This window comes from Streptomyces sp. WELS2 (genome assembly GCF_013870595.1).
In the GTDB taxonomy this organism is placed as follows: Bacteria; Actinomycetota; Actinomycetes; order Streptomycetales; family Streptomycetaceae; genus Streptomyces.
On the sequence record NZ_JACBWZ010001027.1, the window covers coordinates 1 to 1,973 of the forward strand.

Genomic DNA, 1,973 nt, shown 5'->3' on the forward strand with positions numbered 1-1,973 from the left:
GCCCTCACCGCGGGCACCTCCGCCGACAACGAACACAGGATGCGCCTGGAGTCGTACGTCCTGGCGGCCCGGCTGGAGCAGGTCGCCGCCGCCGCGACCGTCCGCCTCCAGCGCATGTCGTCCGGCCGCTACACCCTCGTCCACTCCGACGACCGCACCGGGCGCGGACGCAGCGGGCTCGGCCTGCACGTGGTCGACGCCTGGACCGGACGGGAACGGGACACCGCGACCCTGTCCGGCGGGGAGACCTTCTTCGCCTCCCTCGCGCTCGCCCTCGGCCTCGCCGACGTCGTCACCGAGGAGGCCGGCGGTGTCCGCCTCGACACCCTGTTCATCGACGAGGGGTTCGGCAGCCTGGACGACCAGACCCTGGACGAGGTGCTGGACGTCCTGGACGGTCTGCGCGAACGCGACCGCAGCGTGGGCATCGTCAGCCACGTCGCCGACCTGCGGCGGCGGATCCACGCCCAACTGGAGGTCGTGAAGGGCCGCTCGGGCTCTTCCCTGCGGCAACGGGGCGTCTGACCGGGGCGCGAACCCCGGCCGGAGTCGTGTGTATCGGCCGGGCCGGGTTCCGTGGGGCGCGACGGGGAGCGGGTACGGCCGCGGGGCTCGACGGAGCACCGCCCGGTGCCGCCACCGCGGTCTCACGAAGGTGAGCGGCAGGGTCCTGGAGGGCTTCCGCTGTCCGCTGAGGACCGCGCTCAGTGAGCTGCGCGGCAGGAAGCCGACGCCGTTCTCGGTGGCCGCCGCCTCCAGCTCGCGCAGCGTCCTGTTGCCGTGGGCGAACCGCAGCGCGCGCATGGCGTCCAGGAGTTCGAACGGCTCGCGGATGTACTGCGGCAGCACGTGGCGGCGCTGGGACCGGGTGCCGGGCGGAGCCATGGCGGCTTCCGCCTTCTTCCACAGACGCCCGGCATGCCGTACGTCCCCACCGCACACGCGGACGTACCCCTGGACGGTGGGCCAGGAGGGCAGCCGATCGCCACCGGGGCTAGCGGCCCAGAGGGCGGCGCGGCAAGGGGGAGGAGTACACCACGCTGGTGGTCACCGAGCCCAGCGCGCCGATCCGCCCGGAGACCTCCTCCAGGTGGGACATCGACCGTGCGGCGACCTTGATGACGAAGCAGTCGTCGCCCGTGACGTGGTGCGCCTCCAGGATCTCGGGGGTCGCCGCGACCAGGTCGTGGAAGGGCTTGTAGTTGCCGTTCGGATAGCGCAGCCGCACGAACGCCAGGATCGGCAGGCCCAGCCGCTCGGGGTCGACCACCGCCGCGTACCCCTGGATCACGCCCGCCTCCTCCAGCCGCCGGACCCGTTCGGTGACGGCGCTCGGCGACATGGACACGGCGCGCGCCAGCTCGGCGTAGCTGGAGCGTCCGTCGCGCTGGAGGACTTCGAGGATGCGCCAGTCGGTGGCGTCCGGGGAATACACGGTCATCCCGGATGGATAGCAGGGAAAACCCCGGCGGGACAAGGGGAAGGCCGTGGATCGGTCCTTCAGGGCCGTGGCCCGCGGACCGTAGATTTCCAGTCATGATCAGCACCGCTTCCGAGAACCCCGTCCTGCGTGTCGCCCCCGCCGCCCCCGCCGAGGCCGCCGCCTACTTCCGGGCGAGCCTCGCCTTCCACGCCGACGTCTCCGACGTGGCCGCCGCGCTCGCGGCCGGCGGCGACCCCGGCTTCGTCGTCGTGGACACCCGCTCCACCGCCTCCTGGGACCAGGGCCACGTCCCCGGCGCCGTCCACCTGCCGACCGCGCTCGTCCCGGAGCAGGCCGAAGGGCTCCTCGACAAGGCCGTGCCCGTGGTCACGTACTGCTGGGGCCCCGGCTGCAACGGCGCCACCCGCGCCGCGCTCGCCCTCGCCGAACTCGGCTACCGGGTCAAGGAGATGCTCGGCGGCTTCGAGTACTGGGCGCGCGAGGGCTTCGCCTACGAGACCTGGCAGGGCCCGGCCCGCCGGGACGCCGA

The 1,973-nt window shown here is 73.3% G+C and carries 3 protein-coding genes; 2 read left to right on the forward strand and 1 reads right to left on the reverse strand.

The genetic code is table 11. From position 1 onward, the window contains the following. Positions 1-525, forward strand: a 525-nt coding sequence (locus H5J33_RS33145; RefSeq protein ID WP_309485545.1) for an SbcC/MukB-like Walker B domain-containing protein, incomplete at its 5' end; no start/stop codon positions are given. A gap of 469 nt (positions 526-994) precedes the next feature. Here the strand turns inward: H5J33_RS33145 and H5J33_RS33150 are convergent. Next, the gene (locus H5J33_RS33150) at positions 995-1,441 is read right to left on the reverse strand and encodes an Lrp/AsnC family transcriptional regulator (protein ID WP_059248055.1); all 447 of its coding nucleotides are present in this window, start codon (positions 1,439-1,441) and stop codon (positions 995-997) included. A gap of 95 nt (positions 1,442-1,536) precedes the next feature. On the opposite strand from H5J33_RS33150, the gene H5J33_RS33155 reads away from it, so the two are divergent. Further along, the coding region (locus H5J33_RS33155; protein ID WP_181798407.1) for a rhodanese-like domain-containing protein at positions 1,537-1,973 on the forward strand (437 nt) is incomplete at its 3' end.

Bases quoted from the DNA above. Each gene is read 5' to 3' on its own strand.
- H5J33_RS33150 (WP_059248055.1), bottom strand. From the start codon at position 1,441: ATGACCGTGTATTCCCCGGACGCCACCGACTGGCGCATCCTCGAAGTC.